Annotated in this window: 19 protein-coding genes; 6 read left to right on the top strand and 13 right to left on the bottom strand. The window is 64.0% G+C overall.

Annotated features, from left to right (window positions below; translation table 11 throughout):
* Positions 1-88 precede the first annotated feature (88 nt).
* The 5 genes from kdgK1 to mutS form a co-directional block, all read right to left on the bottom strand.
* Complete coding sequence (gene kdgK1 / locus C440_RS16585) at positions 89-1045, bottom strand: bifunctional 2-dehydro-3-deoxygluconokinase/2-dehydro-3-deoxygalactonokinase (protein WP_008321832.1); 957 nt, start codon at positions 1043-1045, stop codon at positions 89-91.
* Between the two features lie 103 nt (positions 1046-1148).
* Entirely contained in the window at positions 1149-1541 is a 393-nt protein-coding gene (locus C440_RS16580) for a hypothetical protein (RefSeq protein WP_008321831.1), read from the bottom strand.
* A gap of 146 nt (positions 1542-1687) precedes the next feature.
* Positions 1688-1990, bottom strand: coding sequence for a hypothetical protein (locus C440_RS16575; RefSeq protein ID WP_008321830.1), 303 nt, complete (start codon positions 1988-1990; stop codon positions 1688-1690).
* A gap of 56 nt (positions 1991-2046) precedes the next feature.
* Positions 2047-4263: a DNA mismatch repair endonuclease MutL gene (gene mutL, locus C440_RS16570; RefSeq protein WP_008321829.1), complete on the bottom strand. Its 2217-nt coding sequence runs from the start codon at positions 4261-4263 to the stop codon at positions 2047-2049.
* Entirely contained in the window at positions 4260-6971 is a 2712-nt protein-coding gene (gene mutS, locus C440_RS16565) for a DNA mismatch repair protein MutS (RefSeq protein ID WP_008321828.1), read from the bottom strand. Before mutS ends, mutL begins: the two co-directional genes overlap by 4 nt.
* Before the next feature lie 291 nt (positions 6972-7262).
* Here mutS and C440_RS16560 point away from each other — a divergent pair, with 291 nt between their 5' ends.
* From C440_RS16560 to C440_RS16550, 3 genes are all read left to right on the top strand, one after another.
* Positions 7263-8453: an ABC transporter substrate-binding protein gene (locus C440_RS16560; protein WP_008321827.1), complete on the top strand. Its 1191-nt coding sequence runs from the start codon at positions 7263-7265 to the stop codon at positions 8451-8453.
* Positions 8450-10900, top strand: coding sequence for a methyl-accepting chemotaxis protein (locus tag C440_RS16555; protein ID WP_008321826.1), 2451 nt, complete (start codon positions 8450-8452; stop codon positions 10898-10900). The genes C440_RS16560 and C440_RS16555 overlap by 4 nt, the downstream gene beginning before the upstream one ends.
* A gap of 198 nt (positions 10901-11098) precedes the next feature.
* Entirely contained in the window at positions 11099-12781 is a 1683-nt protein-coding gene (locus C440_RS16550) for a methyl-accepting chemotaxis protein (RefSeq protein WP_008321825.1), read from the top strand.
* A gap of 24 nt (positions 12782-12805) precedes the next feature.
* On the opposite strand, the gene C440_RS16545 is transcribed toward C440_RS16550, so the two are convergent.
* Both C440_RS16545 and ubaA read right to left on the bottom strand, forming a co-directional pair.
* A complete protein-coding gene (locus tag C440_RS16545; RefSeq protein ID WP_049915937.1) occupies positions 12806-13549 on the bottom strand; it encodes a hypothetical protein in 744 nt (247 codons plus the stop codon).
* A 92-nt stretch (positions 13550-13641) separates the two neighbouring features.
* The gene (ubaA, locus tag C440_RS16540) at positions 13642-14454 is read right to left on the bottom strand and encodes an SAMP-activating enzyme E1 (RefSeq protein ID WP_008321823.1); all 813 of its coding nucleotides are present in this window, start codon (positions 14452-14454) and stop codon (positions 13642-13644) included.
* Between the two features lie 125 nt (positions 14455-14579).
* Here ubaA and C440_RS16535 point away from each other — a divergent pair, with 125 nt between their 5' ends.
* Positions 14580-14933 (top strand): rhodanese-like domain-containing protein, encoded by a 354-nt coding sequence (locus tag C440_RS16535; protein WP_008321822.1) that lies wholly within the window; start codon positions 14580-14582, stop codon positions 14931-14933.
* A gap of 190 nt (positions 14934-15123) precedes the next feature.
* On the opposite strand, the gene C440_RS16530 is transcribed toward C440_RS16535, so the two are convergent.
* Positions 15124-15714 (bottom strand): 50S ribosomal protein L15e, encoded by a 591-nt coding sequence (locus C440_RS16530; RefSeq protein ID WP_008321821.1) that lies wholly within the window; start codon positions 15712-15714, stop codon positions 15124-15126.
* Between the two features lie 184 nt (positions 15715-15898).
* A complete protein-coding gene (locus C440_RS16525; protein ID WP_008321820.1) occupies positions 15899-18025 on the bottom strand; it encodes an alpha-amylase family glycosyl hydrolase in 2127 nt (708 codons plus the stop codon).
* A 249-nt stretch (positions 18026-18274) separates the two neighbouring features.
* Here C440_RS16525 and C440_RS16520 point away from each other — a divergent pair, with 249 nt between their 5' ends.
* A complete protein-coding gene (locus C440_RS16520; RefSeq protein ID WP_008321819.1) occupies positions 18275-19147 on the top strand; it encodes a DUF7351 domain-containing protein in 873 nt (290 codons plus the stop codon).
* Between the two features lie 41 nt (positions 19148-19188).
* On the opposite strand, the gene C440_RS16515 is transcribed toward C440_RS16520, so the two are convergent.
* From C440_RS16515 to C440_RS16505, 3 genes are read right to left on the bottom strand one after another with little or no spacing between them, the layout of a single operon-like run.
* On the bottom strand, positions 19189-20337 hold the full coding sequence (locus tag C440_RS16515; RefSeq protein WP_008321818.1) for a sugar ABC transporter permease: 1149 nt from the start codon (positions 20335-20337) through the stop codon (positions 19189-19191).
* Complete coding sequence (locus C440_RS16510) at positions 20334-21353, bottom strand: carbohydrate ABC transporter permease (protein WP_008321817.1); 1020 nt, start codon at positions 21351-21353, stop codon at positions 20334-20336. Before C440_RS16510 ends, C440_RS16515 begins: the two co-directional genes overlap by 4 nt.
* 11 nt (positions 21354-21364) lie before the next feature.
* Positions 21365-22657, bottom strand: a complete 1293-nt coding sequence (locus tag C440_RS16505; protein ID WP_008321816.1) for a substrate-binding domain-containing protein — start codon at positions 22655-22657, stop codon at positions 21365-21367.
* 298 nt (positions 22658-22955) lie between these two features.
* Between C440_RS16505 and C440_RS16500 the strand changes: the two genes are divergently transcribed.
* Entirely contained in the window at positions 22956-24095 is a 1140-nt protein-coding gene (locus tag C440_RS16500; RefSeq protein ID WP_049915935.1) for an ABC transporter ATP-binding protein, read from the top strand.
* Positions 24096-24182: 87 nt separating this feature from the next.
* Here C440_RS16500 and C440_RS16495 read toward each other — a convergent pair whose 3' ends face one another.
* Positions 24183-26186 carry a glycoside hydrolase family 15 protein gene (locus C440_RS16495; protein ID WP_008321814.1) on the bottom strand — a complete coding sequence of 668 codons (2004 nt, stop codon included), beginning with the start codon at positions 26184-26186 and terminating at the stop codon, positions 24183-24185.
* Between the last annotated feature and the right edge of the window lie 8 nt (positions 26187-26194).

Genomic DNA, 26194 nt, shown 5'->3' with positions numbered 1-26194 from the left:
TCGTTCCTAATTTCAATCTACCTGTTTAATAGAAATGGAAAATCATTATTGTCTTTATATATCCAATCTTCCCAACGTAAGTCGTGGCTCACCGCGAGATGCCGTCGCCCTCGTCGGCGATGACTCGCTCGATGTCTTCGGGTGTGACGACTGCGATGTCGCCGTCGATGGTTCGTTTGAACGAGGCCGTCGCCGCGGCCCACCGGAGCGACTCGGCGACGTCGCCGCCGTCGAGGTGTTTTGCGAGATAGCCACCGACGAAGGCGTCTCCGGTTCCGATAGCGTCGTGCGTTTCTGCTTCGTAGACGCCCTGTTCGTACACGTCGCCGTCCGAGAAGGCGAGTGACCCGTCCGCACCGCAGGTGACGACGACCGTCTCGAAATCGTAGTCGGCGGCCAGTCCGCGAGCGACTGACTCTGCGTCGCCGTCGCGCCCGAGAACGAGTTCGGCGTCCCGTTGGGCGGCAAAGAGCACGTCTATCGAGTCGAACAGGTCGCGGTAAGCCGCCGCGGCCGCCTCGGGCGACCAGAGTTTCGACCGATAGTTGAGGTCGAACGCGGTCGTCGTTCCGGCGTCTTGTGCCGCCGCGAGCACGTCGGTCGTGGTCTCTCGAAGCGTCTCGGAGAGCGCCGGGGTGATGCCGCTCGTGTAACAGACCGCGGCCTCTCGGACGGGGTCGAGGTCGAGTTCGGCAACCGAAAGCGTCGTTACGGCGGCGTCGGTGCGGTCGTAAACGACGTTGGTCGGGCGGGGCGCGACGCCGTGTTCGAGGTAGTAGACGCCCTGTCGCTCGTCGTCGCTCCACACGACGGCGTCGGTTCCGACGCCGTGGCTTCGGAGTTCGCCGACGACGCGCCGACCGAGCGGCGAGTCGGGGAGCTTCGAGAACCACGCGGCATCGCGGCCGAGTCGGGCCGCGGCGACGGCGACGTTGCTTTCGGCTCCACCGGCCTGTACTTCGAACTCGCGGGCCGTTTCGAGTCGCTCACCGCGCGGCGGCGACAGGCGAAGCATCGTCTCGCCGAAGGTCACGAGTGCTGTCATGGTCGGTCGTTCGCGGGCGCAATATAAACCTCCGGCGTTGCCGTCGAATGAAGCGACTGCCGGCGCTTTGCGGCGACCGCGTGGCCGACGAAGAGCGTCAGACTCAGTCAGTTGCGAGCAGGGGCTCGTTTCCGAGCGCCCGACTGGCGGCTATCACTATTGCGGGACCGGTCATGCCGACGACGACCATCGTCAGGCCGCGGACCCAGCCGGTCATGATTTCGAGCACGAACGCGTTGTACGCGGAGATGACGATGAATCCGACGTACGAGACCGCCAGTATCGCGTTGGTCAGTCGGTAGCCGCCGTCGTGGCCGGAGCCGACCACGTTCCCGACGATGATGGTAGCCGAGCCGACCGCGACGCCGGCCGTAATTAGGAGGGCGTCCACCATCCAGCGCTCCCGGAACTCGATGACGAGTGCGGCGACCAACGCGGCCGCAAACGCAACGAGAGGACCCGCCACCAGTGGCGAGCGCACGGTGTCAGTTCGCATCGCTCAAAATATCCATTCAGCTACATTAATACGTGCGGGTCACTGCGTGGGGTGGGCCGGTCACTCACCAGCATCGGGTGCAGTCGCCGTCTGCCGCACACGTGTTCGTATTCGCCCGAATCCGTCACCCGTCTTGTTTCCCCGTCTCACGCCGACGTGAGCCGTCGAACGAGGTAGATGAACGAAATCGGGATGCTCAGAAACGGGACGGCGATAAGGTAGTACAGCGGTGACGGAATCCAGTTCGACCGTCTCGCAAGCGCGATTCGGTCGAGGTGGAGCGCGGCGGGACCGACGATGACCGCGACCGCGGTGCCGTACAGTCGAACCGCGGCGCCCACCGCGTCGGCCCACGGCGGGACACTCGGCCCCGTCGCGGCGGTAAAGAGGTACGACACGACGAAGACGAGCGGCCCGAAGAGGATTCCGAGAAAGACGAGCGCGTTCATCGCTTCGACCCACACGGTACCGTGACTTCAATCTGCTGTGGCCGCGACGGCGACGGTTAGTCTTCGGTACGTCGCCCGCCGTGACCGGGGTAGTCGCGCTCGAACCGCGCTTCGATTTCGTCGCGGGCGAATTCGATGATAACCGGCCGACCGTGCGGGCACGCGTAGGGGTTTTCGCAGTCGTCGAGCGCCGACAAGAGGTCGAGGACGGACCCCTCGCGGAGCGACGTGTTCCCCGTAATCGACGGGTAACACGCGAGGTCGGCGAGCAGTTCGTCTGCGACGGCATCGACCGTCTGCTGGCCGCCGTCGGCCTCTTCGCGGACGAACGCCGTCAGCGCGTCGCGGAGCAGTTCGGGGTCGAGTGCCGCGTCGAACACGGCCGGAACGGTTCGAACCGAGACGGTTCTGTCGCCGGTTCGTCCGGCGTGAAAGCCGACCTGTGCCAGTGCCTCGCGGTACTCCTCGAACAGCGCCGCCTCGCGGGCGGTGAGTTCCAGTTCGACTGGGTCCGCGAGCGCCTGCGTCGGCGTGTCGCCTTCGACGTCGTTTCGCAGTCGCTCGTAGTTCACCCGCTCGTCGGCGGCGTGTTGGTCTACGAGGACTAACCCCGCTGTGGTCTCGGCGACGATGTACGTGTCGAGCAGTTGGCCGAGGATGCGCATCGATGGGAGCGACTCGAATTCGGGTGTGAGATTCGCCTCGTCGCCCGAGAGGTCGCGCTGGGTCGTCGGCGCACTGATTCGACGCGATGGAGTTGCATCCGGCGGCGACGATTCCGGGCTGGCCGATTGGGGCGACCCGCCGGTCGATGGCGTTCCTTCGGCGGTGGCTGGAGACGATTTGTCGGTCTGCGAAGGTGGCTCAGTGCTCGGTGCCGACGCCTCGGATTCGGGCGTCGAGTCGGCGCTCGAATCCGGTGATTCCGCGGCGTCGGTGTCCAGCGACGACTGCGTCGTCGTCTCCGGGCCGGGCGCGAGGTCGTACTCTCGGGGCGGCGTCGGCGGCGGCGACGCGCCCGCGCTCGGGTCAGGTGCATCGGTGGTATCCGATTGTGCCTGTACGTCCCTCACCATCGGCCGGTCGTCGGTGTCGCTTTCGGCGTCGCCATCGCCCGGCCTGTGACCCTCGTGTGGGTCCGCGCCCGCGGCGGCAACTGATTCACTCGTCCCGTTCTGGTCACTCGCTCCGTCCGACTCGGGCGTCTCGTTTCGCTCGCCGGGTTCGATAGCCGCCTCGTCGGCCTTCGAGCGGCCGCGTGGGGCCGACGACCGGACGAGTCCGTGCGTCAGTAACGCGTCTTCGACCGCCTCGGTCACCTCGCGTTTGACCTGCGATTCTTCGTCCCACCGGACCTCCATCTTGCGCGGGTGGACGTTCACGTCCACGGCGTCCGGCGCGACTTCGACGAAGAGCACTGCAAAGGGGTATCGGTCTGCGTCGAGTTGTCCGCCGTAGGCGTCGAGAACGGCCTCTCGAAGCACGCGGTCCGTGACGTAGCGGTCGTTGACGAACGTCGAGAGGTAGTCGCGGGTGCTCCGAGTCGTCTCCGGATGGCTCACGAGACCCGTCACGGAGATGCCGGGTGCGTCGTGTTCGACCGGGACCATCGATTCGGCGACTTCGCGGCCGTACACCGAGAGCACCGTCGATTGCAAGTCCCCCCGGCCTTCGGTTGCGAACACCTCACGGTCGTCGTGTTCCAGCGAGACCGCAACGCCCGGGTTCGCCAGCGCGTAGTGCGTGACCACGGTGTTCACGTGGTCGAACTCGGTGGCGGTCGTCTTGAGGAACTTCCGTCGCGCGGGGGTGTTGAAAAAGAGGTCTTCGACCTCGACGACCGTTCCTTCGGGGCACCCGGCGGGCCGAATCTCCTCGACCTCGCCGCCCTCGTATCGGAGTTCGGTACCGACGTCGCCGCCGCGAGGCTTCGACCGGATGGTCAGCCGCGAGACGGCTCCGATGGTGTGGAGCGCTTCGCCGCGGAAGCCGAGCGTACCGATGCCGGCTTCGAGGTCCTCGATATCGGCGATTTTACTCGTCGTGTGCTCACGGACGGCGAGTTCGAGGTCGTCTTCGCCCATGCCGACGCCGTCGTCGCGGATGCGGACGCCCTCGACTCCGCCGGCATCGACGGCGACGGAAACCCGCGTCGCATCCGCGTCGAGGCTGTTTTCGAACAGTTCCTTTACGACCGAGGCGGGACGTTCTACGACCTCCCCGGCCGCGATTCGCTGGATGGTCTGCTCGTCGAGTTGTCGAATCTCGCTCATTCTTCGCCCTCCAACTTCGACTGCCACGCCTGTACTTTCGCCATCAGGTCGATGGGTGACGTCGCGTTCACGTCGGTCGATTGTAGTTCGTCAAGGACGGCTTCGGTCTCGGCGTCGATGGCGCGGTCGGCGCTTTCGCCCACGACTTCGGACGCGGACTCGACCGACCCGTTCTGGGGCGCACCAGCTTCGGGACTGCCGCCTGCGCGCGTGTCGCTGTTTCTGCTGTCGCTTCCACTCTCGACTTTCATCTGCCCGCTTCCCACGTCGAAGACGGCTTGGACGGGTTCCGACGACCCCGAGCCTTTCGCCTCGATTGCCTTTTCGTCGCGGAGTCGGTCGAGCACGTCGCCAGCGCGGTCTACGACGGGGCGCGGAACGCCCGCCAAATCGGCGACGTGAATCCCGTAACTCCGGTCTGTCGGACCGTCAACGACGGTTCGGAGGAACGTCACGTCGCCGTCTCGTTCGTCCGCGGCAACGTGGACGTTCGCCACGCGGTCGAGGTGGTCGGCGAGCGTCGTCAGTTCGTGATAGTGCGTCGCAAATAGCGTCTTCGCCCGCACTTCGTTGTGCAGGTACTCGGTCGCGGCCCACGCGATAGAGATGCCGTCGTAGGTGGCGGTTCCGCGGCCGACTTCGTCGAGGATGACGAGCGACTCTTCGGTCGCCGAGTGGAGGATGTTCGATAGTTCCTGCATCTCGACCATGAACGTCGAGCGACCCTGCGCGAGTTCGTCCAGCGCGCCGACGCGCGTGTAGATACCATCGACGACGCCGATGGTCGCCGACCGCGCGGGAACGAAACTGCCGACTTGCGCGAGCAGTGTGATGAGCGCCGCCTGTCGCATGTAGGTCGATTTCCCGGACATATTCGGCCCGGTGACGATGAGAAAGCCGCGCTCGCGGTCCATGTGCAGGTCGTTCGGGACGAACTCGGTCGTCGTCTCCACGACCGGGTGGCGTCCGGCCTCGATGCGGAGCGACCCGGCGTCGGTGAGTTCCGGTCGGGTCCAGCCGTTCCCGGCCGCGTGGGTTGCGAGCGACGCCAACGCGTCCACTTCGGCGAGCGTGCGCCCGACGTTCTGGAGGAGTTCGGCGCGGTCGGCGACGCGTTCGCGGAGGTCCTGAAACAGGTCGTACTCCAAGTCGCCGCGGGTCTCTTCGAGGCGAAGCACCTCGCGTTCTTTTTCCTCTAATTCCTCTGTGACAAAGCGCTTCGAGTTCTTGAGCGTCTTTATTTGCCGGTAGTAGTCCGGCACTTGGTCTGCGACCGACTTGCCGACTTGGATGTAGTAGCCGTCGGTCTTGTTTCGGTCAACGGTGACGTGCGAGAGGCCGTGCTGGCGCTTTTCTCGGTCGGCGAGCGTGTCGAGCCACGACTTCGCGGATTCGTGGCGCTCGATGAGGCCGTCGAGTTCGTCGTCGTAGCCTCGCTGGAACAACCCGCCTTGCGTGACCGTCTTCGGCGGGTCCTCGGCGAGCGCGTCGGCGAGTTCGGTTTGGAGGGACGCCGCGGCGTCTCTGTCCGGCCGCGAAACGACTTCGGCGAGCGGTGAATCGGCGAGTTCGGTTCCGTCGATGGCGTCGGCGAGCGCCGGGAGCACATCGAGGGTGTCGCGGACCGAAAGCAGGTCGTTCGCACCCGCGCTTCCGGAGGCGGCGCGCGAGGCCAGTCGTTCGAGGTCGTAGGCTCCGTCGAGAACTTCGCGGACGCGCTCGCGGGCGAGGGCGGCGGACGCGAGCGACTGCACGGCATCGAGTCGGCGCGAGAGTTCGTCTCGGTCGCGTCGCGGCCGGGTGAGCCACTCGCGGAGCAGGCGGCCGCCGGGCGAGGTGACGGTGTGGTCTATCGTGTCGAAAAGCGACCCCGAGCGGTCGCCGTGCATCGTCTCCGTGAGTTCGAGGTTTCGCTGGGTGGTCGCGTCGAGTTCGAGCAGGTCGCTTGCGTGGTAGACCTGTAGCCGCGTCATCGACCGCAGGACGCCGGCACCCGTCTCCTCGACGTAGGCGAGAATGCCGCCCGCCGCGCGGGTCGCCAGTTCCGAGTCGAGACCGACGCTCTCGACGGTTGCGTCGCCGAACTGGTCGCGGACGGCGTGGCGGGCACGTCCCGGCGCGAACGATTCAGTCGAGAAAAGCGAGAACGACGCGTCCGTGGTCTCGCGCAGACGTGAGAGCGCCTCGTCGTCGGTGCGGAGGTCGGGTCCGGGGAGGACCTCGACCGGCGCGAACCGGTAGAGTTCGGCCGCGGCGTCGGCGACGCTTTCGGCTTCGGTGACGAGAAACTGACCGGTGGTGATGTCGGCGAACGCGAGACCGAGTCCGTCGTCGCCGGTGACGACGGCCGCGAGAAACTGCGCGTCGTCGCGCGAGGTTTCGAGGAGCGTCCCGGGCGTCACGACGCGCGTAATCTGTCGGCGGAGGTCTCCGGACTCTGTCTCGTACTGGTCGGCGACGGCGACCCGATAGCCGCGTTCGACGAGCGCCTTGAGATACGGCGTCAGATCGTTTAGCGGCACGCCCGCCATCGGGTACGACGACCCGTGCGAGGACTTCTGCGACACCTTGAGGTCGAGTTCGCGCCCGACGGTCTCGGCGTCGTCGGCGAAAAACTCGTAGAAGTCACCGCACTGCATGGCGAGCAGGTCGGCGTCGGTCTCCTCTTTCAGCGAGAGGAACTGTCCGACGATTCCCTGAGTAGTCATGTCCGCACGTGGGTGGGCCGGCGGATAAAATACTACGATGCCCGGTCCGCGACGAACTCGGTGGCGAGGACGCTCGGTCCCGCCCCGCGGCGACCGCCGTCGCTGGATGGGACGTCACACACTCACATTGTTTGTCACCGTTTATTCATAATCAACACTACATTGCTGGCTTAGGTTTAGAATATTGGTCGTGATAATCGGCGGCCCAAGATTATATACAGGTGGATTCACCCACGAGATGTGACTCCCAGGTACGATAGACGAACGTTCCTCAGCGCTGGTGGGGCGGCGATGCTCGGTTCGCTCTCCGGGTGCGTCGGGACGTTCGGAGGCGGTTCCGGCGAACCCGTGCAGTTCGGAGCGATGTTGCCACTCAGTGGGTCGCTGGAGGAGGTTGGATCGGACGGAAAACGCGCCGTCGAGCAGGCCGTCGCGGACATCAATCAGGCGGGTGGCATTCTCGGCCGACCCGTCGAGCTGACGGCCGTGGATACGGAAGGCTCCGTCGAAGCCGCCACCGAAGGCTACCAGACGCTGGTTGACGCCGGTGTGGTCGGGTTCGTTGGCGGCCTCGTCAGTGACGTGTCGCTGGCGCTCGGACCCAAAGCGGCGGATGACTCCATCATGGAGATGAGTCCCGCGAGTACGAACCCGAAACTCTCCGATGTGGGACGCACCGGCGGGCGAAAATATTTCGGCCGGACCGTCCCGAGCGACCGGCTCCAGGCCAGGGCGATGGCGAAGATTCTGGACGCACCGCAGTACGCGGACGCCGATTCGGTCTCGATTCTCACCGTGAAAGGTGCGTTCGGATCGGACCTCGGCACCGTGTTGCAACAGAGTCTCGACGCCGAGGTCGTCACGCAGGTCAGCTACGACCCCGCGGCGGGCGATTTCAGCAGTACGCTCGATTCGGTCTTCGCCGAGGACCCGGACGCGGTCGGCTTCGTCAGCGTTCCCGGGCAAGAAAAAGGCATCCTCGACGCTTACGGGACCAGCGGCTACGAGGCTCCGTGGGTGTTTTCGGCGGGGATGTTCAGCGGCGACCTCCCGGCGTACTACGAGGGCTTCTACAGCGCCTCGCTCTCGTCGGTTCGGACGGACGGCTTCTTCCACCTCAACCAGCGGCTCTCGGAAATCGCGCCGCTCGCACCCTACGTCGCAAACTCCTACGACGCCATGTTCCTCATGGCGGCGGCCGCCGAGTACGCCGGCGAAGTGAGCGCGCCGGCCATCTCAGACGCCTTACAGACAATCTCCGGCGGAACCGGACACACAGTCTCTGTCGGCGAGTTCGACCGCGTCCGGTCGCTCGTCGATGCGGGCCGCGAACTGAACTACCAAGGTGCATCGAGCGGCGTTGACCTGACCGAATCGCTCGAACCCCTGAGTTCGTACCTCGTCGAATACGTCAACAACGGCGAGGTTACCCAGGTCGAACTGCTCCAACGGCAGTTCTTCGAATCCGGAGGGAGCCAATGAAAAATCCGTTCTCACAGCTGACGTCCGCCATGGAGCGACTCTTGCCGAACGTGATTCGCCGCCGGTACGCGGCGAAGTTCGGTCTCGTTCTCCTGCTCATCGTGGTTATCATGAGCGGCGCGGGTGCATACATCCACTTCGACACCAAGGACGTCGTCGATTCGCAGACCAAATCGCAGATTCGCGGTGCCGCAGAGACAGAAGCGCGCTCCGTCGCCGATTGGGTCGTCTCGAGAGAATCGACCTCCTCGTTCCTCGCGGAGTCGATTAGCGAGAAGCCGGACGAAACGAACGCCAGTGAGCATCAACGATGGCTCGAACAGAAGCTCATCGGGCTACCCGGCGACGTTCGGTCGCTTCACTACGTCGATGTCGACAGCGGCACCGTCGTCGCCAGTACGACCGACAACATGAACGGGCAGTCGCTCAGTTCGGTCGAGACGCCGTGGTCGGAGACGGCGTCGTCGTTCGCGTCGGCGAAGTCGGTGACGACGTCCGAACCGTACGACCCGAGCGGCGAACCGGTCGTCGCGTTCGTCGCACCCGTTCCCGGTAGTGACGAACTCATCGTCCTCACCGCGTCGCTTCAGGCGCGCTCGCACCAGTTCGAGTCGTCTTTCGCAACCGGCGATACGAAGGTCATCTCCGAGTCGGGAACGATTCTCTTCGATAACCGAAAGTCGTCCCTGCTCAAGCAGTACACGGCCGCTGACGGATCGTCTATCGAAGCGATCGACAAGGCGCTGACCGGACAGACTGGCTACCAAGTCGTCTCCGCCCGCACCGGCATGGAAGACGGCCAGTACGCGATGGCGTACGCGCCCATCACCGGCACCGATTGGGTGCTCACGTACCACGTCCCCGCAGAGCGCGCCTTCGCGCTCCAGTCGCAGGTGACGCAAAACGTGATCCTGCTCATCGCGTTCGCCGTCGGGGCCTTGTTCCTCGTCGGCGTGACGATTGGACGCGGCACCGCACAGTCGCTCGCCGTCGTCGCACGCAACGCGGACGACATCGCCAACGGCGAGGTCGATGGAGACCTTCCGAACACCTCCCGTATCGACGAGATGGGCCGTCTGTACGACTCCTTCGAGTCGATGCAGGACTACCTGACGACCGTCGCCGGGCAGGCCGAAGCGCTCGCCGAAAAGGAGTTCGACGACCCCGTCCTCGAAGAGGATATCCCCGGGTCGTTCGGTGAGTCGATGGGGCAGACCCACACGGAACTCGAAGCACTCATCACCGAACTCGAAGCGAAGGCCACCGAGTTCAGCGAAACCATGTCCGACGCCGCCGCTGGCGACCTCACGAGACGGATGTCCGAGGACGCCGACAACGAGTCCATGAACGACATGGCGCGGTCGTTCAACGACATGGCGGACGAACTCGAGGGGACCATCGCCGAAGTCGTCGAGTTCGCAGAAACCGTCGCGGCCGCAAGCGAGGAGGTCACCGCGAGTGCACAGGAAATCGAACGCGCCAGCCGGCAGGTCAGCGAATCCACGCAGGTCATGGCCGAAGGTGCACACGAACAGCGCGAAAACCTCCAGCAGACGACGAGCGAGACGAGCAACCTCTCTGCGACCATCGAAGAAGTCGCCTCGTCCGCAACCGAACTCGAACAGACCGCACAACACACCCTCAACGCAAGTGAAGACGGCCACGACGCGGCGAAAAACGCTATCGACACCATCAGACAGGTCGAGACGCAGACCCGCCGCACGGCCGACAGAATCGAGGACCTCGAAGGCGACATGGCTGAAATCGGCGACATCGTCGAACTCATCACCGACATCGCCGAGCAGACCAACATCCTCGCGCTCAACGCGAACATCGAAGCGGCCCGCGCTGGCGAGGCCGGCGAAGGCTTCTCCGTCGTCGCAAACGAGGTGAAAGACCTCGCGGGCGAGACGAAGTCCTCCGCCGAAGAGATCGAAAAGACGATCGAGGAAGTACAGGCGAAGTCCGCCGAGTCGGTCACCGAGATGCGCGAGACTCGGACCGCCGTCGAATCCGGCGTCAATGCGGTCGAGACCGCCCGCGACTCGCTCGACACCATCGTCGAGAACGTCCGCGAGACGACGAACGGTGTGGACGAAATCAGTCGGACGACCGACGAGCAGGCCGCTTCGACCGAGGAAGTCGCGTCCATGATGGACCGAGTCTCCGACATCAGCGACGAGACCGCAGAGCGAGCCGAGTCGGTGGCCGCGGCCGCCGAAGAGCAGACCGCCTCTCTCGGCGAGGTCTCCAGCGGTGCGGACAGCCTCGCCTCGCAGTCCGAACGCCTGATGTCGCTCGTCTCCGAGTTCACGGTCAACCACGACGCCGCCGACGAACTGACGGACGACGTCGACTTCGACGACCAACACGACGACGAAGACACGCTCTCGCCGCAGTCGCCCGTCACCGACGGCGGCGACGACGCGCCGACAGATAGCCAGTAACCACACGACTCCGCCAGTCGTACCGAACGCAGTCTCCCCCACTTCGGCCCTCTCCGCCGTTTTTGTTCTCGTTTTTCGTTTTCGTGGTGTCGTCTCACAGCTATCGAGACGCTTCAACGAGACAATCCACATATTCGAATATCAATCCTGAAAACTAGAACAGTAGCGTTATGCGTCCGATAGTTGAGTTTCGGACGTATGGACCTGCTTTCGCGGCTTGCGGCGTTGGTCCCGGGGGTCGAGGCTCGGGTGCGGACGGACGGCGGGGGACAGACATCGGACCGACAACAGACGAACGCGTCGGCGGCGGACCAACTTCACGTCGCCGACGTGCTCGACGGCGTTGGGATGCCCGTGTTCGTCCTCGACACGGACCATCGCGTCATCTCGTGGAACGAACCGCTTTCGAAGTTGACGGGCGTCGCGGCCGCGGACGCCCTCGGGTCGGACCACGTAAGCGAGTTGTTCTACTCGAACGGCCGCAGAGAGCGGACGCTCGCCGACAAGGTGCTCGAAAATCCGACCGGGGCGGCAGACGCCTCCAGTCTCGAAGTCGTCGATGCCGCTCGGTCGCTCTACCGCGACACCGGCACGATAACCGACCAACACGGCGCTGAACGACACATCGCGTTTACGGCCCAACCGCTGTTCGAAGGCGACGAACTCGTCGGCGTCGTCGAGGCAATCCACGACCGGACCGACGTGGTGAAAAAGCAACGCGCGTCCGAGGAACTCGTCGATGAGGTCTCGGCGACCATCGGGAGTCTCACGGCCGGAGACCTCTCCGCACGCGCGAACTTCTCCGACCAACGGGACGTCCTCGGCGACGACACGCTTGCTGTCATCTCCGACATCAACCAGATGGCGACGCGCTTCGAACGCCTCGCTAACGGTGTCGATGACACCACTGCCGACCTTGGAACGGCCATTCAGCGCGCGGCAACCGCCGCGTCGGACATCGAAGCAGAGGTCACAGAACAAGCAGAACTGCTCGCAAAAGGTTCCCAAGAGATGCAGGACCTCTCTGCGAGCATGGAAGAGATTGCGGCCACTTCAGACCAAGTCGCGTCGGCGGCGAACCAAGCCCGGACGGCCGCCGAAAACGGGCAGGAAGCCGGACAAAGCATCCGGACCGCCACCGACCAAGTCATCGAGATTTCCGACGAACTGCTCGACAGCGTGACCGAACTTCAACAGCGCATGGGCGCAATCGAGGAGGTCGTCGAAGTCATCGCGGAGGTCGCAGACCGGACGAACCTACTCGCGCTCAACGCGAACATCGAAGCGGCCCGCGCCGGCGAGGCCGGCGAAGGCTTCTCCGTCGTCGCAAACGAGGTCAAACAACTCGCCAACCAGACCCACGAGCACACCGAGGAGATCGCCAGTAGCATCAGCGAAATCCAAGAACAGGCCGACGAGACGGTGATGGCGTCAGAGCAATCGCACGAGCAGATTCAGGTCGCGTCCGGAGAAATCGAAGACGTGCTGGCGGCGCTTTCCGAAATCGCCGACGCGGCGGACTCGGCCGCAAACGGCGTCACCGAAGTCGCTCGCGCGACCGACTCGCAGGCGACGAACATCGAGGAGGTCACGACGACGATTCAACTCGCACAGGACCACGCGGACGCCGCCGATGCGGCGACGAACGATATCACGGACGCCACGGCCGACCAGACGGTCGCACTTGACGCGCTCGCCAACCGCGTCGACGAACTCGTCGGTGGCGACGCCGCGGCGCTGGAAGAAGTCGAAGACCTCGATGTCGTGCAAGCGGCGACCGACGGCGGCGTGTCCGACCGCGACCACGGCGCGTCTCACTCGGCGACCGACGCTGATTCCGGTTCGACCGACGAGACGGGCGGGTTCCAGTTCGGCCGGTAGCCAACGACCGGGGTCTGTCCCCACTCACTGACTGCTCTGCGAACGCGGGCTCTGAGGACTCGTCTGTGTGTGTTTTCTGATTGTCGGGACCGACGCGTCAACTGACACCGTCCCGTTCGAATCGAGGTGTGCTGAAAGGTCGAACGAGACGCCGAACTGCCGTGTTTCTCGTGACTGTCCACCCCGTGCCACCAGTTGCTCATCAGTGAAAGAGTACGTTCCAGAAGGGAGACACGAGTCAGCCGTCCAGTTCAAGAGCGTATACTCGTGACCGATAGATTCCCCCGGTGAAACCTGCGTACGGAGTGAAGTCTGCTTACGGAGTGTTCCTTCGTATGCAACTGTCCAACAGCCATCCGTTCGAGAGTTCGGAATCAGCGGGACATCGAGAACGGTGCCGTCTCCGTCCATCGGCGTTATCCAGTCCCGTTCATCGGGAATGAGAATTAGTCGTGCACCCCCATCCTGCTGTTCGCCACGAATCGTCGAAAATGGGAGAACCGGGCCGCCGGATAGCGATAGCTTCGTCTCGCTCGTGTTTTTGAATCTGACCCGGAGACGAGCAGGATGGTCCGCAGTGAACGTCTGAATGACGGTCGCGCCGACTTCGAAATCGGTTGGCGTCACCGACTTCGAATCAGCGTCGGCCGTCGGTGAAGCGCCCGTTGGTGATCCAAAGCGGTCTTGTGAAGCATCTAATTGCGTACAACCGGCTACGGTTCCAGCGACCGCCGCACCGATTGCCTGGAGCGCGTTTCGTCGTCGCACGGTAGTCGATGAGTTGTCAATCGTAGTTGAATACGTTGGGTTGTATCTGGTGGAGACACGTCAGGTGTGCGCGGTCGTCCGCCGATAGGGCGTCAATCGAGCGAAATCGCGCAACTCTCGACGTACTCGACGGTCTCGATCGTCTCGACGCCGTCCTCGCCGCAGACCGGGCAGTCGGGATTTTGCCGATACGGAACCGTCTCGAACGACATGTCCATCGCGTCGTAAAACAGCAGTCGGCCGTCTAACGTCTCGCCGGCATCGAGAAGCACTTTCACGGCTTCGGTCGCTTGGATACACCCAACCGTTCCGGGGAGGACGCCGAGAACGCCGGTCGTCGCGCAGTCGGGAACGGTTCCGGGTTCGGGTGCTTCGGGGAACAGACACCGGTAACACGGTCCGTCGGGGAGAAGCGTCGTCGCCTGCCCCTCGAATTTGTATATCGCGCCGTGGACCAGCGGGATTCCTTCGAACCGACAGACGTCGTTGAGCAGGTAGCGCGTCGGGAAGTTATCCGAGGCATCGACGACCACGTCCGCGCCGGAAACGAGGTCGTGGACGTTCGACTTGTCAACTCGTGTCTCGACGGCTTCGACCGACACGTCCGGGTTGAGTTCGTGCACGAACTCGGCGGCGCTTTCTGCTTTCGGGACGCCAACGTCGGCGTCGCGGTGGACGACCTGCCGCTGGAGGTTGCTCCGCTCGACCACGTCGTCGTCGATGACGACGAGTTCGCCGACACCGACCGCCGCGAGGTACTGGATGGCGGGCGCGCCCAACCCGCCCGCACCGACGACGACGGCCCGCGCGGTGAGCAGTCGTTCTTGGCCCTCCGGACCGACCTCGTCCATGATGATGTGGCGAGCGTAGCGGTCGAGTTGCGTGGCGTCGAGTGAGAGGGTCATATCCCGGGGTTGGCGATGCCCCCGAATAAACCCGCGGCACCGCGGCACCGCGCGACCGCCGGGTCGGAGGGTGGACGCATCGCCGGAAGCGACGCGCCTTTCCCGCCGCGCTCGTCACGTCGGATATGGTCGCCGAGACGACGCCCGACGAACTACGCGAGAAACTGGACGACGACGACACAGACGATATCGCTGTCGTGGACATCAGAGACCCCTCGTCGTACGCGTCCGGGCACATCCCCGGGTCGGAGAACATCCCGGCGGCGACGCTCACCCCCGATGTCTTCGACCGCGAGTGGCCCGACGAAGTCGTCATCTCGTGTTACGTCGGCAAGAGTTCGAAGCGGGTCGCCTCCATCTTCGGTGAGAACGTCGCCGCCGACGTGAGCAGTCTTCGCGGCGGATTCGATGGCTGGAACGGCCCGGTCGAACAGGACGCGGGAGACGAAGCGGACCTCGGGCCGACGTCGCCGTTCTAACCGCTTCGGCCACAAACTATTCTGTGATAATACTCGTCTCGTTTCCCGAGCGTACCACGTAGATTCACCGATGGGACTCGTATGCTTCGCGGATTGCCCCCGTTAGAGTTCCCGACGATATTCTTCAGTTACGACCCGAGCAGTCGCTCGGCAGTCGATAAAAAGAGAAGATTGCGCGGTGTACGGGGCGTTACTTGCCGCGGCCGCGACTGGCGCGGATGGAGGGACGGATGTGTTCCGTACCCTTGCCACGGTTCTGGAGACCGCGGTTCTTCTTGCCCGCGTTGGTGAGACCGCGGAAGGTGCGGCCGTTGTGAGTGTCGTCGCAAATCCAGTTGAGGTCGTCGTCGCTCTGGATGGCCGGGTGGTTGGGGTCAACGAGAATGACTTCCTGCCACTTCTGCGAACCGTCCTGACCGACGCCGTAGGAGTTCAGCACACGCATGTTCGGGTACTTGCGCGAGGCGCGTTCCTCCGCGATGCGCGGGATGGACTTGCGGCGGCCGATGCGGTTGACACCCTGGCGCTTCGTGCGGCGGCCAGCCTTGTGTCGCTGTTTGCGCGCGCCACCCTTGCGGACGGACACGCGCACCATGACGATACCCTGCTTGGCCTTGTAGCCGAGTTCACGAGCCTTGTCGAGGCGCGTCGGGCGCTCGATGCGCTCGATAGCGCCTTGGTTGCGCCACTCCTGTTTTCGCTGCCACTGGAGTTCGGCCAGTTTGCCTTCCTTCGGGGTCTTCCACGCTTCCTTGATGTGGGAATAGAAGCTTCGTGCCATTGTATATCACCGCGGGCGCTTGCGATTCAGTCGGTGGAGGGACACTCCCTCGATGACCACATTTCGTCCCGTTCGTGACGGGTGCCCTCTGGCGTGCCCGCATGCCAGCGAGTTGGCTGACCTACCAACAGGGGAGGGTTAAGAACTTCGGATTCAGAGCACCCGTGCCGTGTATTCTCACCCGCTATCGTTCCCGTAACACGACCACGTCTGTGACCTCGACGCAGGCGTCTTCCGCCGTCTCAGCACCAGCCCCGGTCGCCGCATCGACGCCGCTGAGGAGGTCTTCGGTCTCACAATCCACGCCGAGAGACACTCTCGCGGGCGACGAGTCGAAATTCAACACGACAAGAAGCGACTCGGTGTCGTCCACACGACGATAGGCGATGACGGACTCGGCGTCAGCGGTCGCATCGGCGTCACCAGATTCGACTTCGACGCTCACCTTCGACACGTCGTTCGAGCGAAGCGCGGGGTGGTCGTCTCGCAGGGCGACCAGCCGCCGGTGGAAGTCGGTTAGGTCGTCGTCGCCGTCGTGCCAGCGCATCGTTCCGCGTTGGTCTTCGACCCCGCGTTCCTGCCCGTAGTAAATCATGGGGACGCCGGGAAGTGTGAACGTGGCCGCGGCGGCGGGGCGGAGCGTTCCGTCGTCGCACTCGGTCGCGTAGCGCGTCTCGTCGTGGTTTTCGACGTAGCGCATGTGGACGGCTTCGTCGGGGAAGCCGTGGCGGTCGGCCTCGACGAGCGCGTCGAAGAGCGCGGCCGCCGGCGCGTCGCCAGTGCCGATATCGCGGAGGGTGTCGTACAGGTCGGTATCGTAGTGGTAGTCGAACTCGTTTTCCCGGAAGCGAACGTCGCGGGGGACCGTCTCGTCCAAAAGCAGGAAGTCGTCGGTTTCCGACTTCACGCGCTCGCGCACCTCTTTCCAGAAGCCGTGCGGAACGCCCCACGCCACGTCGCACCGAAAGCCATCGACGACGCCGGCCCACTCGTCGATTACGTCGAGCATCCACGACCGCACCGCGAGCGAGTCGTAGTTGAGATTCGGAATCTTCGCCCAGTTGAAGTAGATTCCCGGCGCGTCGTCACCGGCCCAGTCGATAGCCGTCGCGTCCTGAGTGGCCGGGACGCGCTCGTAGTAGTCTTCGTACTCGGCGACGCCCGAACGGTGGAGTTGGAACGCGGGGTGGTCCCGTGAGGTGTGGTTGATAACGAGGTCGAAGATGACGCTGATTCCGGCTTCGCGTAGGCTCTCGACGAGCGATTCGAACTCTTCGCGCGTGCCGAGGTCGGTCGCGGTGTCGAAGAAGTCGGTGATATGGTAGCCGTGAGGGGTCGGACTCTCGCAGATTGGCGTGAACCACACGACGTCGATGCCGAGCGATTCGATGTAGGGCACGCGGCGTTCGATTTCGCGGAACGTCGTGTCCACGGTTTCGCCGGCGAACTCGCGGACGAATATCTGGTACATCGTCGCGTCTTCGAGCCAGTCGGGAGCGTCGCCCGGATGCGAAAACGCGACCTCCTCGTCGGCGTGGATTTCGATGATGTCGGCGATACTCGCGCGCTCGACGGTCTCGCCTTCGCGTTCCGGGTGTGGGTCGTCGCTCACCGCGACGGCGTGAATCCGCGACAGTTCCGGGAGGGCCGCTCTGTCGAGATACATCGTGTGTCCGTCGATTTCAGCGTCCTCGGCGGCGAGGGCGTCGCGGTCGTCGAAGTAGAATTCGACTGTCGGGTCGGTCCCGTCCGGTGTCGGGCGGGCGGTCGCTTCGATACGCACCTGCTCGCCGTCATCGCGGCCGTGGAGTCGAATCCGTGGACGACCCGGCCCCTCGACCGTCACGTCGGCGGTGGCGTACGGGTCGAACTCGTCGTCGAAGGCGAATATTGCCTCGTGGTCGCCCGGCGGGAGGAGCGCGTCCGCACTCCACTCGTCGCCGTCGCGTTCCACTCGGTTCGTCCCCATCGTGAAGTCGTTGAACGCCCCGATGACGGACGCAGATTCGACGTCGTCGAGGTCGGCATCGACTTCGTCCGCCGCGACGGTGAACCGCGCGGGTTGACGGGGGTCGGGAAAGACCCGGACGGTCACGCGATGGGTGCCGTCGGGCGCGTCGAGTTCGGCGACGTAGACGCCCGGAACGTCCGCGTCGAGGTGCACGACGGGGTCGTTAGGGAGCGCCGCGGTCGATTCGTCCGGTGAGTCGATGAGTCGCCACCGGAACGCCGCGTCTGGGTCGGGAGTTCGTGGTGCGAGTTCGACGGGTTCGCCGACGGTGGCAAACCGCGGCGGGCCGGGATGGTGCATTACCTATTTGGGGGCGACACTGCTCAATAAAGCTGTTCTGAAGGTTTCTTCTGTCTGGGAACTGCCGGGCCGATGACTCGGAATCCGGCGACCGTGAGTCCCCCTGAATCGACAGTCAACGCGGCGATGAATGCGACTCGCCCGCGACGACTCTTCTCTCGACGGCGTTCATGTGAAGATTTCTTCAGTCTGGGGCGCGACGACCGCCGAGCGGAAGATGTTTTCACGAGCGCGCACGCGTGAAGGATAATGACCGGCGAGGAGACGCTCAACGTCGATACCGAGCAGGCGGCCGACGCAATCGGTGCACTCGCAGACGCCGACCGAATTGCCATCCTCGTCGCGCTTCGGAACGGCGGCCGACAGTCGTTCGCCGAACTCCAGTCGGCGGCGGGCTTCGGGGACAGCGGTCGGTTTAACTACCACCTCGACCGGTTGGTCGGGCGGTTCGTCAGCAAGCGCGAGGACGGCTACGAACTCCGTGCGGCGGGGTCGAAAGCCGTCGATATCGTCACTGACGAGCGATTCGGTGCGTCGCCGCGGCCGGAAGAGAAAGCGGTCGATGCGTCCTGTCCGGACTGTGAGGCGCAACTCCACGCGCGGTACGCGGACGAAAACGTCGAAATCGCGTGTCCGGACTGCGACGCGCTCGTCCACTACGGTTACTTCCCGCCGCGCGGGCGGACGACCCGAGACGCGGACGAACTGTTCGAGGCCTACGGCACCTGTCTCTGGCGGGAGTTCACGCTCGCGTATCGAGGCGTCTGTCCGTACTGCCGCGGCCGGATGACGACGCGAGTCGAAACCGAGTCGCACCACCACCTCGACTATCCCGCCGTGAGCGACTGCCGCGACTGCGACGCGTCGATTGCGACGACGATTGGACTTCGGCTCTTGGCCGACCCCGCAGTCGTGTCGTTTCTCTCCGACCACGGGACCGGACCCGACGACCGACCGTTCTGGGAGTTCGACTTCTGTATCGACGACAGCGACGGAGCGGTCGTCTCGGAGGACCCACTCGCCGTCTCGGTGCCGATTCGGCAGGGTGACGAGACGCTTCGGGTCGTCGTGGACGAAGCTGGGTCGGTCGTCGAGACGACACGGTCGGTGCCGCGGTCGTAAGGCGGCGGATTCGGAGAAAAAATGGTGTGGCGAGCCTCGTGTCAGCCTTCGACGCCGCCGAACGACAGTCCGCCTTCGATGTACCGCTGTGCGAAGAGGTACACGAGCATGATCGGAGAGGCGAACGTGAGTGCGAACGCCGAAAAGCGCGCCCACGGAATCGAGTACTCGCTGATGAGCGAGTACAACCCGACCGGGAGCGTGTAGTTGTCCGTCCCGAGAAGCGTCTGTGCGACGACGAACTCCGTCCATCCGGTGAGGAACGTGAAGATGAACACCGTGGCAAGCCCCGCCGTCGAAAGCGGCAGAATGACTTCGACGACGACCCGCCACGGGGGCGCGCCGTCAACGACCGCGGCCTCCTCGTAGGAGACCGGGATGCCGTCCATGTAGGTCTTCAAGAGCCACGTGTTGAACGGCACCGCAGTCGCCGCGTAGTACACCGCGAGCGCGAGTTTGTTGTCGTTGATACCGAGTTGGACGTACACCGTGTACAGCCCGATGAGGAGCGCGATTCCGAGTCCCCCACCGACCTGCGTCAACAGGACGTAGACGAACAGAATCTTCCGGCGGAAGATGAACTCCCGGCGCGACAGCGCGTAGGCGGCCGGCACGACGAGCGACATAGCGATGATGACCGTCGGAATCGCTACCGTCAGACTGTTCCAGAAGAACGATTTGAAGGCTGACGGGTTCTCGACCGGTTCGACCGCGAATCCGGGGAACAACTCGAACGAGCCGAACGCGACTCGACCAATCGTTCCCGGTTGAATCGCGCTCACGTCGAGCAGTGTCAGTTGTGGCGTGCTGAACACGACCGCGACGTTCGTTATCGGAATATCGACGACGATGTCGTATCCCTGCACGATGAGGTCGCCGACGACCCAGAGAAACGGCACGAGCGACGGCGCTTCCGGGAAGAGCTTCAGCCCGCTCGAAGAGTATATCGAGCCGCCGGTTCCCGACAGCGCCGCGATGAGAATCCAGTAAATCGGGAACAACAGGAGGCTGACGAGCACTAACGCACCGAGCGTCGAACCGACGGTCTTCAGCGGTTCGACCGGCGAGAGTTCGCCGCGCTGAATCGCCGCAACTGTGTACCGAACGTCACGTGCCGCTTCGACCGGCGCTTTCGCTACCGTCTCTGCATCGCCTTTCAGTTTCCGCCCAATCGTATCGAGGAGGCTCACGCGTCGTTCACCCCGTCTGCGAGTCGGCCGCGCTTGACGTTCAGCCACATGAACGCGCCGATGAACAACAGCGCGATGATGCTAATCGCCGCCCCGCGTCCGTACTCGGAAAACGAGAGGGCTTCGCGGTAGCCGTAGACGACGATGAGTTCGTTTTGTCGCGCCGGGCCGCCTTCGTTGAACACGAAGGGGATGAGGAACTGCTGGAACGACGCCGCCGCCGTCAGAATCGACGCGAAGAACACGGGCCGCTTGATAGACGGCAACGTGACGTGGAAGAACCGCGAGACGTAGCTCGCGCCGTCAACCATGGCCGCCTCGTGTAGCTCGTCCGGGACGTCCTGCAGTGCGCTCACCGTGATGATGACCATGAACGGGTACGCGAGCCACATCTCGGTGACGTTGTAGGCGGCGAACGCCAGCCATCGCTCGCTGAGCCACGACACGGTTTCGAGTCCGAACATCGTCAAGAGTTGATTCGCCAGTCCGAACTCCGCGGAGCTGAAGATGCCGCGCCAGACAGTGATGGTAAAAATCGACGGCAACCCCATCGGGAGGATGATAAGCGAGCGCATGATGCGCTTCCCGCGGACGCGCTCTGCGGTCACGACGAGCGCGAGACCGAGGCTAAACGCGATTTTCAGTGCGACGCTCGTCGCCACGAACAGCCACGTGACGCCGAAGGAGTTCCAAAACTGGCCGTTGATGGGGAGCGTTGCGATGGACTGGCCGAACAGGACGATTCGGAACGTCCCGCCGAACAACACGTCTACGTAGTTTTTGATTCCGATGAACGTCGCCTCGCCGAACGTCAAAACGGAGAGCGCGCCCTCTCCGGCGAAGAGGTTCGCCGGTGCCGCATCGGTAAACGAGATGCCGATGAGGTAGACGACCGGAAACAGCATGAACGCTGAAAAGACGAACAGCCCCGGCAGGACGAAGAGGAGCGAAGCGTCTCGCTTGTCGAGAAATGGGATGTCCTCGACGCGGCGGGCGACACGTGATGCGGTGCTCATTGTTGGCTCCGTTAGTCGAGGTTACTACGGATTTCTTCGTCGGCGCTCTGCATCGCCTGTTCGACGTCCTTACCGTTGAACGCCTTCGTGAGCGCGGCTTTGACCGGGTCCCACACCTTTCGCATGTCCGGGTGGGTCGGCATCGGCGACCCTTGTTTGACCGCCTCGGAGAACCCTTCGACGGTGTCCGGTAGGTCGCCGCTATCGACGAGGCTCTTGAGAACCGGGATACTTCCCTGTTCTTCGGCCGCCTTCAGCGCGATGTCCTCGTTCGTGGTGTACCACTCGATGAACGACCGACCGGCGTCGGCGTCGGCACCGCCATTCGCCATCGCCTTCGAGAAGTACCACATCGTGATTCCCGTGTACGGTCGTGGTTTGCCGCCCTCGGGGGCGGGCAGTTTGGCCACGCCGTAGTCGATTCCCTTCTCGTTGAGCGTCGAGAGATACCACGGGCCGTTGATTGCGAACGCGGCGTTACCCTCGGCGAAGGCGGCCGCCTGCGGTTCGTACGCCGGGTCGTTCGGCATGTACGGCACGAAATTATCGACGGCGAACTGGACGCCTTTGACCGTCTCGGGAAGAGCGACGCCGATTCGCGGGTCCGCGTCCTTGTCGAAGAGGTAGCCGTCGAAGGCGCGGGCCCACGCGCTGAGGAAGTAGCCGTCAGCGAAGGGCATCCCGAGTCCGTACTTGTTGTTTCCGGGGTCGTGGAACTCCTCCATCACGGCGACCATGTCGGCGACGGTCTCCGGCGGTTCATCGACGATGTCCTTGTTGTAGACGAGTGCGACCGTCTCCGCGTCGTGCGGCAGTCCGACGAGGTTGCCCTCGAACTGAATCGCCTCGCGGGCGTCGCTCGTGAACACGTCGAGGTCGATGTCGATTTCGTCGCGTTGGTCCACGACGAACTCGCGTTGGGTGTAATCGCCGACCCAGTCGTGGGCCCACTCGAAGGACTGTGGTCCCTGTCCGGCGGGAATCGCGCTCGTTGTTTTCTTGCGCATGTCGGAGATGTCAGACCCCGAAACCGTGTGCTTTGACGCCTCGTTGAACTGCTCGATGGCCGACTTCCGCCCGGGAATCTCCGGTTCGGCCAGTTGGTACCAAACCGACGCCGACCCGGCTGGTTCGGAAGCATCCGTTTCGTCGGTCCCGCTGTCGGTAGCTGTCTCGCCGGACCCGTCGGAATCGCTCTCCGACCCGTCGCTGGAACTCTCTTGAACGCCAACACAACCCGCGAGCGCGGCAACCGTGCCAGCCGCACCGAGGTTCTTCAGCAAGGTTCTGCGATTCATTGCCATGGTGTGAATAGGTGAGGAATAAGTTGTTCACATATTAAATCATTCGAATAACACAGAATCATTCACGGTTGATTGATGCTTTCTCTCTCGGGTCCGCGCCGGGAGAACAACGCGACTGCTCACGGAATTCGCATCCCGCACCGCCTCGAAACCGTGGTGCGACGCTATCGCCCCGTTTTTGCCCTCAAACGCGCCGTTAGAGTCGTTCGACGCAGTATAAAACTACTACGAAATTGTGCTTCACACATTCGAGCAATAGGGGAAGAACTATACTGTGCCACACCGAGCCATGGATACAATGGCGACTATTACGCTCGATTCACTCAGAAAGGAGTTCGACAACGGCCGAATTGTCGCCGTTGACGACCTCTCAGTCGGGGTCGAAGACGGCGAGTTCATCACCGTTGTCGGCCCGTCGGGGTGCGGGAAATCGACGACGCTCCGCATGGTCGCGGGACTGGAATCTCCCACGAGCGGGCACATCCGCATCGGCGACGAGGACGTGACGGACCAGCACGCCCGCAAGCGCGACGTGGCGATGGTGTTCCAGAACTACGCACTGTATCCGCACAAAACCGTCATGGAGAACATGGCGTTCGGCCTGCGGATGAGCACCGACCTCTCGAAAGAAGAACGCCGCGAGCGCGTCCGCGAGACGGCGCAGATGATGGGTATCGAAGACCTCCTCGACGACAAGCCCGACGAACTCTCCGGCGGCCAAAAACAGCGCGTCGCGCTCGGCCGTGCCATCGTCCGCGAACCCGACGTGTTCCTGTTCGACGAGCCGCTTTCGAACCTCGACGCGAAGCTTCGGACGACGATGCGAACCGAGATTCAGCGCCTCCAAAACGAGTTCGGCATCACCTCACTGTACGTCACCCACGACCAAGAAGAGGCGATGACGATGGGCGACCGTATCGTCATCCTCAAAGACGGTAAACTCCAGCAGGTCGGCCGACCCAAAGACGTGTACGAGAACCCCGCAAACGAGTTCGTCGGCGGATTCGTCGGCTCGCCGAGCATGAACTTCCTCGACGTAGTGGTCGAACGCGACGGCGACCGCGTGGTGCTCGTTGCCGACGATGGCTCGTTTTCGTACCGGCTGTCGAAATCGTTCTCTGCGGCTCTCCGCGACGCCACACACGAGGACGAACTTCGAATCGGCATCCGCCCCGAAGACGTGTTCACGGCGACCGAAGGGTCGAACCTCATCGACTCGACCGTCGGCGTTGTCGAACCCATCGGCTCCGACAACTACCTGCATCTCGACATCGGTCCCGACTTCATCGCTCGCGTCGCGTCGGATATCGAGCCTGAAATCGACGAGACCATCAGCATCACCTTCGACGAATCCGACCTCCATGTCTTCCACCCGCGAACCGGCGAGACACTCCTGCGCGACGAGCCAGCGCGGCGCGCCGCCCCGGCGAGCAACTAACTGCGGCACGAAGCCGCCGTCCATCGCCTCGGGACATCCCTCTGAGTTTTCGCGTGCAAACGACGTTCGAACGATTTGTTCGTAGTGTTAGTCTTCGAGCGTCGCAAGCGTCGCCAGGCGAATCGCGTGCGGCCATCCGAGCGGCGTCGCGCTGTCCGGCGTCCCGTCGTCGAAGAACTGCTCTGCGAGGTAGCCCGCGTCGGTACAAAGCGGGCCGTCAGGCAAGACGAGTTCGAGAAGCGACTGCCCCGTCTCCGCGAACGACGTGCCTCGGTGGTCATCGTGGGCCGCGAGCAGTCCCGCGAGTTCGACTCCGGCGTTCGCGCCCCACGCGGTCGAGACGGTCCAAATCTTCTCCGTGGACTGTTCGCGCATCCGCCAGTCGTCGCCCTCGAAGCGGACCAGCCCTTTCACGTCGCTTTCGTCGGGGTCGTGCCAGAGTCCGTCGAAGACGGCCTCGGTGTGCGCGACGAGTCTGTCGAGGCGGTCGTCGCCGACGGATTCGAGTCGGTCGTAGGTTCGGTGCGCCGAGACGAGCGCGAGCGCGGCGGAGTCGTAGCGGTCGTCCAGTTCGCCGTCGGTGAGGCGGAGCGCGTAGCACTCGCGGTCGTCGCTCCAGAGGGCGTCGATACCCTCGTAGACGTCGCGGGCGCGATCGGCGGCGCGGTCGGTCAGGTCGCCGTCGAGGTCCGAGAGCGCGAGCGCGGCGTAGGCTTCGAGGAACGTCGCGGCGGTGTGGCTGAACCGCCCGGTCATGTTCTCCCACGCGTTCTGGCAGGTGACCGGGAGACCGTCGTCGCCGAGGGTCTCGTCGAGGCTGTCGAGCGCGCGTTCCAGCGTCGTCTCGATGTCGGCGCGGAGGTCGGCGTCGTCGCAGTGGCCGTAGTACATTGCGAGGAAGGCGATGACGCTCCCCGTCTGGTCGGCCTGATAGTCGGCGTCGTCGCCGGATTCGAGGCGCGCGTTGGCCCACCCGGGTGCGAGCGACCCGTCGAACGGCCAGACGCGGTGGGGCCACGACCCGTCGTCGCGCTGGGTGCGGCAGTAGGCTCGGGCGCTCCGTTCGTGCCACGCGTCGAGACCGAGGTCGAGTCGCTCGTCGGACTCGAAGAGGAATTTCGAGATTTCGGCATCGTCGCGGAACCACGTGTAGCCGTAGCCGCCCGAATAGGCGTAGTACGGATCGAAATCGGGGCCTGCGATTCGGAGACCGAGCGGCCCAGAAAGAAGTGAGAGGACGCGAATATCGTCGTGCATCGCGCCCGCTTCGTCGTGGTCGGGGACGCGTCCGACGACCTGTTCGGCGGCGCGGGTGCGCATGTCGTCGCGGTCGAGCGCCGCGAGGTCTCGAACGGCGTCGAGCGCGTCGCGCCGACTCGTTTCGGTGTCGTCGGTGACGAGATGCCCGACGGCGGCCGACCCCTCGGCGAACGGGACAGTTCCGACGATTGCACCGCTCAACTGGCCTTCTTCGTAGCAGTCGTCCGTGCGAGGGCGTGGGAGTTCGACCTCACCGTCGGAGAGCAGTTCGTCGAACTGTTCGGGAATGCGACCCTCCACGTGGTCAAACGCGGGTGCCGACGCGAGGAAGTCGTGTTCCTCGGCGTGGTACGCTTCGACGGTGTCGCCGTGGCGTAACTGGCCGACGAGCGTGTCGCGGCCGTCGGGTTGGAAGTGGACGAACGCGACGAGTTCCAGTTCTGCGTCCGCGTCGGTATCGGTCTCGAATCGCGTGACGTGGCCGTCGCCGACCGTGAGGTCGGACTGGGTGACGTCGCCGTAGGCGGTCTCGTGTTCGGTGACGACGACCCCGCCGTCGTCGGTGTACGACTGTGTCGCGCCGCTGTCGAACCAGTAGATGCCGCCGTCGTCGTTTTCGTGCGCCGGACGAACACCGAATCGAGAGCGTTCGACGCCCCAAAGCCCCGAGAGCGGGTAACCAAAGTCTCGGAGTGACCCGTCGGTCTCGACGTGAACGAGTCGGCCGTCGAGTCCCGAAAACAGGCCGCTCGTCGTCCGTCTCTCGCCCGGAAACCGAGTCGGGTGTTCTGCGTGCCGTTTGTAGTCAGCCAGTGCGTCACGTAATTGCATTGCTGAGT

The organism is Haloferax mucosum ATCC BAA-1512 (assembly GCF_000337815.1).
GTDB classification, from domain to species: Archaea; Halobacteriota; Halobacteria; order Halobacteriales; family Haloferacaceae; genus Haloferax; species Haloferax mucosum.
This window is presented reverse-complemented; position numbering and strand designations above follow the sequence as displayed.

Bases quoted from the DNA above. Each gene is read 5' to 3' on its own strand.
- C440_RS16510 (WP_008321817.1), bottom strand. From the start codon at position 21,353: ATGAGCACCGCATCACGTGTCGCCCGCCGCGTCGAGGACATCCCATTT.
- kdgK1 (WP_008321832.1), bottom strand. From the start codon at position 1,045: ATGACAGCACTCGTGACCTTCGGCGAGACGATGCTTCGCCTGTCGCCG.
- C440_RS16530 (WP_008321821.1), bottom strand. From the start codon at position 15,714: ATGGCACGAAGCTTCTATTCCCACATCAAGGAAGCGTGGAAGACCCCG.
- C440_RS16535 (WP_008321822.1), top strand. From the start codon at position 14,580: ATGGTCGCCGAGACGACGCCCGACGAACTACGCGAGAAACTGGACGAC.
- ubaA (WP_008321823.1), bottom strand. From the start codon at position 14,454: ATGACCCTCTCACTCGACGCCACGCAACTCGACCGCTACGCTCGCCAC.
- C440_RS16575 (WP_008321830.1), bottom strand. From the start codon at position 1,990: ATGAACGCGCTCGTCTTTCTCGGAATCCTCTTCGGGCCGCTCGTCTTC.
- C440_RS16520 (WP_008321819.1), top strand. From the start codon at position 18,275: ATGACCGGCGAGGAGACGCTCAACGTCGATACCGAGCAGGCGGCCGAC.
- C440_RS16555 (WP_008321826.1), top strand. From the start codon at position 8,450: ATGAAAAATCCGTTCTCACAGCTGACGTCCGCCATGGAGCGACTCTTG.
- C440_RS16560 (WP_008321827.1), top strand. From the start codon at position 7,263: ATGCTCGGTTCGCTCTCCGGGTGCGTCGGGACGTTCGGAGGCGGTTCC.
- C440_RS16505 (WP_008321816.1), bottom strand. From the start codon at position 22,657: ATGGCAATGAATCGCAGAACCTTGCTGAAGAACCTCGGTGCGGCTGGC.
- mutL (WP_008321829.1), bottom strand. From the start codon at position 4,263: ATGAGCGAGATTCGACAACTCGACGAGCAGACCATCCAGCGAATCGCG.
- mutS (WP_008321828.1), bottom strand. From the start codon at position 6,971: ATGACTACTCAGGGAATCGTCGGACAGTTCCTCTCGCTGAAAGAGGAG.
- C440_RS16500 (WP_049915935.1), top strand. From the start codon at position 22,956: ATGGCGACTATTACGCTCGATTCACTCAGAAAGGAGTTCGACAACGGC.
- C440_RS16580 (WP_008321831.1), bottom strand. From the start codon at position 1,541: ATGCGAACTGACACCGTGCGCTCGCCACTGGTGGCGGGTCCTCTCGTT.
- C440_RS16495 (WP_008321814.1), bottom strand. From the start codon at position 26,186: ATGCAATTACGTGACGCACTGGCTGACTACAAACGGCACGCAGAACAC.
- C440_RS16550 (WP_008321825.1), top strand. From the start codon at position 11,099: ATGGACCTGCTTTCGCGGCTTGCGGCGTTGGTCCCGGGGGTCGAGGCT.
- C440_RS16525 (WP_008321820.1), bottom strand. From the start codon at position 18,025: ATGCACCATCCCGGCCCGCCGCGGTTTGCCACCGTCGGCGAACCCGTC.